The following is a 7,101-nucleotide window of genomic DNA, read 5'->3' as shown; positions in this document are numbered from 1 at the left end:
CTCATCTTTTAAAGACTCATCTTTTAAATACGATTGAACTTTCAAAATCACTTGTTCCTCACGTCCACTATCTAAAATCGGAATATCGTTGTCTAATTTAATTTTCGCTACTTCTTCGACTACATTTGTACGTTCTTCAAATAACGCAACAATTTGGCGATCAATAGAATCAATTTTTTGACGTTGTTCTTCTAACATAATACCTTCCTTTCTTACATCCATAAAGTTCCTAGTGGATACCCAATAGCAACGGCACTTACAATACTTAACACTAATAACCATCCACCATATAAAAAGGCATCTTTGGAGCTCGTCCATCCACTACCTACAGAAATTGCGACATAAGGCATTGCTGGTGGAGTCATATACGCTAAACTTGCCATAAACCCAATTAAACAAGCAACAACCGCTGTATGAATTCCTAAATCCGTACTAGCTGCAATCGTTGTTAAAACAGTTGTTACAACAGAAACCGTTACTAAATTTGATGAAAAATTCGTTTGTAATCCTGCCCAAATGACAAAGACAATAACAATCATCATCGCACTCCATTGATGGAATAAAGGAGTTAGTCCACTTTCAATTAAAGGTAATACACCTAATTCTGGTTTCGTTAATAAAGTTCCTAAACTTAAAGTTGCTCCGACTAATAATAAACTTGGCCAGTAAACACCACGCGTTAAAGCTTCTTGAATTGACATTAACGGTTTTCCATCTTCATGAATACAAGCTAATAAAACAGCTCCAATCATTGGCGGGAATGCCATTCCAGCAGATTTTAAGAAAGCTGCAACGCTCGGCGATAAAATCCCTAACCACTCTGGAATAATCCATAACGTAATCACAATTGAAAAAATAGAAACAATCCATTTTTCTTTTTTCGTTACCGCAGGTAAATTTTCCAAGGATTCTAAACTTTGGAATGTTACTTCTGATAAATCTAATTTCCATAAGCGATGTAAACTTGCCAACATTCCAACAAAAATAGAAATTCCTGCCGGCATCGCAAGTCCCATATATTGGACATTCGAAATACTGATACCAGTTGCTGTATGATACAATCCCATTGCCGTAATTGCAAAGACATGATTAATCGGTGTCATCGCTGTTCCAATCGCAATCGTAGAAAATAATGTAATTAAAATAAAGGACGCTTGTCGACTCCCTTTTTCTAATCCAAACACTTCCATCATCTCTTCATAAATGGGAAAGACAATCATAAATAAAATCGTCGGTGAAATAAACCAACTAATGACTAACACTGCCCCCAGAAAAGCTCCTAAAAAATGACTTGGACTTTTCTTCGCAAAATTCGTTTTTAAAAACCACCCGACTAACCGTTTCAAAGCAGGCGTCTGTTCTAAAGCATACGTCACAATAAAGGTAAATAATAAAAATACAAACGTGCTATTCCCAAAAGAAAGAGAAAACACTTGACTATACGTTACTTTCGGAAGCCATCCTAGTCCTAATAAGATTAAACATAAAACACTTGGCCAATCGATTCCAACAAATAACCATAATAATAAGCAACTCATAAAAATTGCTAATAAGGCAAAAGCACTTCCCGGTATCGCTAATAATTGCCAATCAAAATGTGAATTCATCATCGCAAGAACAATAAAAAGGATACTTAACACTATTGCGCCAGTTTGAAACAAACTTCGCGTTTCTTTTTTCATATTCTACTCCTCAACTTTCATTTATTCCGCTATCCATCCTACCGTATTTTTCTGCAAAATACTAGTAAAGCTATCATTTCGATTATAATCGAAATCAAATCCGTTTTAATCACTTTTATCGACTATGGTCTCAATCGTTTATGTTTTTGAAATTCCTCAGAATAACAAAAAAACGATAGAGTACTTCCTCTACCGTTTTCTGTTCTTATCTTTAATTTTCTAATTCAATCTCTGGATTCAGTTGGTAACTTTTTCCATAGTCATCTCTAATCACAAATTTATAATCCACTAAATAACGGCGCATTGTAGCAAAATCATCATATAGCTCCTTAATCTTCTCATTCAATTCTTTCTCAGTATAAGTTTCTGAATGATTCTTTAAATGATTATAAATAAATTCAAAAATTTCCATTTTATTTTTTTGTTTTTTAGGAAGAACCGTAATTTTTCCATCCTTCATAAATCTAGAAATATTTTCCTCTTTCATACGATAAAGCCTCTAATCCTTATTCATATTTTTGTAAAGTTTATACTAAATACAGTAAAAGGACAAGTGAATTTAATAAAATTTTTCCACAAAAAAACTTGTTAGAAATGGCAGTTATTTCTAACAAGTTCTGGGTAGTGGATTTCTTGAGTTATTAAATTTATTGTTTTTCTAATTTTAATACTTTTTCAACTTTTTTATAAAGCATTAACGATAGTACACTGCTTAAGCCAAATTTTAATACATTAAATGGTAATAAGGCAAATAGCATCAATGTCCATAAATTTGTGACAAATGGGTTTGTAGTAGCTGCAAGTGCAACAATTTTTTCAATTGGGAAATGCATCGCTGTTGCATATAATGGGAAAATTACAAAATAATTTGCTGTTAACAATACTACTGTTGCAGTAGTTGTACCAATCACTAAACTTGTAATCGCCCCTTTGAATGTACGGTGATATTTATAATAAAATACCGCTGGTAACATGAAACTTAAACTTCCAATTAAGTTAACTGTCTCGCCAATTCCAAATGTTGTTGTTCCATTTAAAACAAAGTTCAATGCAACTTTTACAATTGCAATATACGCACCATATAATGGTCCTAATAAATAACCTCCTAAAATAACAGGTAATTCAGAAAAATCCATTTTAACAAATGGTGGAATAAATGGAAGACTAAATTCTAATAACATTAGAATCGTACTTAACGCACCGAATAGTCCTACTAAAATGATTTGTTTTGTCGCATAACGTGACACTGTTTTTGCATTTGTACTCATCGTACATCTCCTCCTTAACCGGGTGAAGGATCGGATGGTTTCTCACATTCTTGTTCCATTTCATTTGTATAACTGCACGAAAAAAATGCAGCAACAAAATGGTCTACATTTCATCGCTGCATTCTTATATATCAAATTGATTGGTATCTTCGAACGTGAAATATAACCATTTTCTCTCATCTAGACTATCACTATCGGTTCTGGAATTGCACCAGATCATGCCTTATTTGGCTCGCGGACTATACCGCCGGTAAGGAATTACACCTTGCCCCGAAAATGTTATTTTATAAACAAAGAGTACCATACTTTTTTTTACATGACAATAGTTCTGCTCAATATACTGATTGAATCATCTAATTCTCTAAATAAAGGAAGATTCATAAAAATTTATACTAAAACTTAAACGATTATTTCACCCATTCACCAGCTGCATTGACTTTATATCCGTCAATAACTTCATTTTTAGCCATGTAACCAGCTGATTTTAAGTAATACCATTTATGATTTAACTCAATCCATTCTTTTTGAGCTAATTTTCCATCTTCTTTTACATAGAACCAGCTTCCATAATGAGTATCATAGATCCATTCATTTTTAGCCATATATCCACCAGCATTTAAATAGTACCATTGGCCATTCGTTTGAATCCAATCATTTTCAACGAAGCGTCCATCTTCTTTCACATAGAACCAACTTCCATAATGAGTATCATAGATCCATTCTGCTGAAGCCATTGCTCCTGAATCTGCAACATAATAGTCGCCAATCCAACGATTTTTAACCATTACGCCATTTTCATCAACATAGTACCATTTATTTCCTGTTTTAATCCATTCTTTCTTAGCAACTGAACCATCTTCTTTTTTAAAGATCCATTGCCCATCTTTTAATTCCCAAGTATTTTCTTTAGGAACTGTTACAATATTATTTGTTGTTGAAGGAACTTCTGAATAACTTGGTGTAGTAGTTCCTGACTGTGTTGTCGTTGTTTCATGTGTTGTTGGAGCTTCTGTAGTTGGACGTTCAGATTCTGGAATTTCTTCTAATTTAGCATGTTCCTTATTCCATAAGAAATTACTTACCCAACGATAAGAATGTAATGTATGGAATTTATTAGTAGGATTTCCTGAGTATAAGAATAGCGGTTGATTTTCATATTTTCCTTCAATCGCAAGTACTTGGCCTGCTACTTGTTCATTTTCTTGCCACCATCCAGAAATAAAGTGATCTTTTTCTTTTGCAGTAATTACTGGTTTAAATCCTTCTGGAATGCTAGAAATCCACATTCCTGATCTAGAATAAAATACATCATCTTTTTGATATCCACTTGCAAGAGGATTTTTATCATCTACTGTAACATTAAATAATCCCTCATAACTCTTATAACCTGGAGCAAATGTCACTTCAAAATTTGGTAAAACTTCTGCACTTTGTAAAGTCCATAATGCTCGTTCTCCACCAAAAATCATTGTAGGTTTTTTACCAAGAACTGTTTTATCATAACTTCCATTATCTAATATGACTGCATCCGCTTCTTCAAGAGTATCCACAACATCAAATCCCATTTGTTTTAAAGATAAACTAATCTCTGAAGGAGAATCATATCCTAAATCTTCATTTGGATTTCCTGGAGCATAAACTTTAATTGGTTTTAAAGCTTCTCCAACAGGTTTCTTATATAATGGTTCGCCATAAATTGAATATTGTGCTAACACTTGTTCAAAATCACTTGTTGAAACAATAAAACCATCTTCTGTTGTATAAACTTTTTTTCCTTCATGAATTAATTTATTAATCGCTTTAATTCCCGCAAATGAATGATTTACTACTTTATAATAAGGTGCATTATGATCAATGGATACTCGTGGAGCTACTGATTGACTCACTTCTGTTAAAGCCCCTTCAAATTTACCTTTTTCAAAGATAGGAACTGCTTTAAACCCTCTCATATCTGGGAAGTTTGCAATCACTTCAGCGTACATTTCTTTCCAAGCTGATTCATTTGTTCCTTGGTATAAAATATGGTTTGCAAAACCACGTTTTGCTTGTGCCATGTCAATGACTAAATCGCCTTTTTTATAGTCACCTACATCTTTTGTCAATTCTTTTACTTCTACACCATTTCTCTTGAAGTATTCCACCATAGAAAAAGCTTGATCTGTATCATTATCTTTAGATGGAGTTAGTGGAAGAACGTAATAATCTGGGAAGTAAACATCTCTTCCTTTTTTATCACGACCAACTACTTTTTGATCCGGACCAATTAAATAGTTCTCAGCCTCTTTTGTTTCTGTTTTATGGATTCCTCTACTAAAGAAGTTTAGTTTATTTTCAAATAAACGGTCTCTATTTTCATTTAAATAGTTAATTGATCCTAAAACACCATATAATCCTGCACGATACGCATCTTGATTCGCAGCAGGAATTTCCATCGTATGCCCTAAAATCCCTTGATATACTGCATAAACTCCAGTATAGCCAGATGAAGAATCATCCCATCCACCAGCTGTATATTCTTCGTTACCTACTCCAGGTCCTTTTAAAAATTCTTCTAATGGAATTAAGTAACTTGGTTGATTTGAATTCGCAATACCTGCGTTCCCCATTGCATGGGCATTTTCTCGTAATGCGGATGCAAATAAATCTAATTCAAAGTTAGGATCATGTGGTGGTGTAGCTGGTTCAATTAAAAATGATTCTTGGTAACCATGAATATCTAATAAAGCTAATGGATTCCATTTATTAATTTGAGTAATAACAGAACGTGTTTCAGGATTTGTTTGGAATCCTGCATCACGGTTTGGATCAATTCCGTTTGCAAATGAACGTGTATTTAAAATGTCTCCATCTGGATTTTCAGTGAAGTCAAAAATGAAAATAAAATGTTTTAATAATTCTTCTATATTTAAACGTACATCTTTTGTCATTTTATTTTCTTTATTCGTACCTTCCCCTACTAATGTTTGGAAAGAAATGGTTTCTTTTGTTGCAAAGTCTCTAAATAAATCTGTTACAATATCAATTCCTGGTTGTTCATCCGCATGTGTATTATGAACAAAAATTGGTAATTTATAATTTAATTTTCCTGCTTTTAATTCTGCTAATAATTTATCAGGATTTTTTAACATTTCAGGAGTAATATGATTTAAATAATCATCAATGGCAGCTTGATTTTCAGCAACAATCCCCATCTTCATATCATTTTTATGCGCACTTACTCCAATTGTTTCTAACGTAACTTGTCTTCCTGCATGAGCATTACTTCTACTTTCTTCAATGCTTTGGAGCATTTCCTCATGAGTTTTAAAGCTCTCGTAAGGGCGGATTGTAATTTTCTTTTTAACAACTACTTTACCGTCTGTACTCGTACCTTTTAACTCATAATCCCCAATATAATTACGATATGTTCTTCGCGCATTAACAGGCCAACGTTTGTCAACTTTTTCTCCAAACATACTATGATACGTGATTTTTAATTGAGTATTCGTTCCTGAAATTTCAAACATTGGTTCTCCAACAAAGCCACCATTTTCTTGTTGTAACCAAGTTTTCCATTCTGCAATTGGTTTTACTCCATGCTTTTCATTCCCAAAAGTCCATGTTAACTTCGACCAATCTTCTTGTGAGATATCTAAAGTTTCTTCAAAACTTGCATTTACTGTTTGATATACTTTATCATCTTTTAACGTTACTACTCCATCTTTAGCCTTCGCTGTTACAGCTTCTGGCTGTGAAATGGTCGTTGTCGGTTGAGTAGAAGTATTCGCCTCCTCTCTAGAAAACACTGGATTGACTACAAGCATCCCTAATAATAAAGTTGTCGACAATCCCGCAATAATTTGATGTTTCAAATTTTTACGTGCCATATTTCCATCCCCTTTAAATTTGATACCTTCATTCTAGCACTAGGGTATTTTTATGTAAACGCTTTAAACGTTGATTTTACCAAACTTTCACGGAATTCTTATCTATCTACCGCCTTTTCTCATAATCCATTAGTTTTTAATACGAAAAAGACTTTAGAAACTACTAATTCCATAATTTCTAAAGTCTTTCATTCTAATTATTTCAATACTTTCTTCAAATATTGTCCTGTAAGGACGTCAAAAGCAAAGTAAAAATAGGAAACTGACGAAGTCTTAGATGAAGAC

General features: G+C 33.3%; 5 protein-coding genes and 1 riboswitch. All 5 genes read right to left on the bottom strand.

Features of this window, described 5'->3' with window-relative positions:
* Nucleotides 1–222 (bottom strand): chorismate mutase (locus tag RYK07_RS08455; RefSeq protein ID WP_314853435.1); only part of this gene is annotated, 222 nt, incomplete at its 3' end.
* Complete coding sequence (locus tag RYK07_RS08450; RefSeq protein ID WP_314853434.1) at nt 213–1,682, bottom strand: SLC13 family permease; 1,470 nt, start codon at nt 1,680–1,682, stop codon at nt 213–215. The genes RYK07_RS08455 and RYK07_RS08450, both read right to left, overlap by 10 nt.
* A 211-nt stretch (nt 1,683–1,893) precedes the next feature.
* Entirely contained in the window at nt 1,894–2,169 is a 276-nt protein-coding gene (locus RYK07_RS08445) for a DUF2087 domain-containing protein (protein WP_314853433.1), read from the bottom strand.
* Between the two features lie 160 nt (nt 2,170–2,329).
* Nucleotides 2,330–2,950 (bottom strand): ECF transporter S component, encoded by a 621-nt coding sequence (locus tag RYK07_RS08440; RefSeq protein ID WP_314076597.1) that lies wholly within the window; start codon nt 2,948–2,950, stop codon nt 2,330–2,332.
* A 164-nt stretch (nt 2,951–3,114) separates the two neighbouring features.
* Nucleotides 3,115–3,232, bottom strand: a riboswitch (FMN riboswitch).
* 125 nt (nt 3,233–3,357) lie between these two features.
* Nucleotides 3,358–6,816, bottom strand: coding sequence for a M14 family zinc carboxypeptidase (locus RYK07_RS08435; RefSeq protein WP_314853432.1), 3,459 nt, complete (start codon nt 6,814–6,816; stop codon nt 3,358–3,360).
* Nucleotides 6,817–7,101 lie beyond the last annotated feature (285 nt).

Source organism: uncultured Granulicatella sp., from assembly GCF_963528315.1.
GTDB lineage: Bacteria > Bacillota > Bacilli > Lactobacillales > Aerococcaceae > Granulicatella.
Note: the sequence above shows the minus strand (reverse complement) of the source record. Positions and strands in the feature narration are given on the sequence as shown.

What these genes read in the sequence shown, in the direction of transcription:
- RYK07_RS08440 (WP_314076597.1), bottom strand. Translation starts at nt 2,950, where the DNA reads ATGAGTACAAATGCAAAAACAGTGTCACGTTATGCGACAAAACAAATC.
- RYK07_RS08450 (WP_314853434.1), bottom strand. Translation starts at nt 1,682, where the DNA reads ATGAAAAAAGAAACGCGAAGTTTGTTTCAAACTGGCGCAATAGTGTTA.
- RYK07_RS08435 (WP_314853432.1), bottom strand. Translation starts at nt 6,816, where the DNA reads ATGGCACGTAAAAATTTGAAACATCAAATTATTGCGGGATTGTCGACA.
- RYK07_RS08445 (WP_314853433.1), bottom strand. Translation starts at nt 2,169, where the DNA reads ATGAAAGAGGAAAATATTTCTAGATTTATGAAGGATGGAAAAATTACG.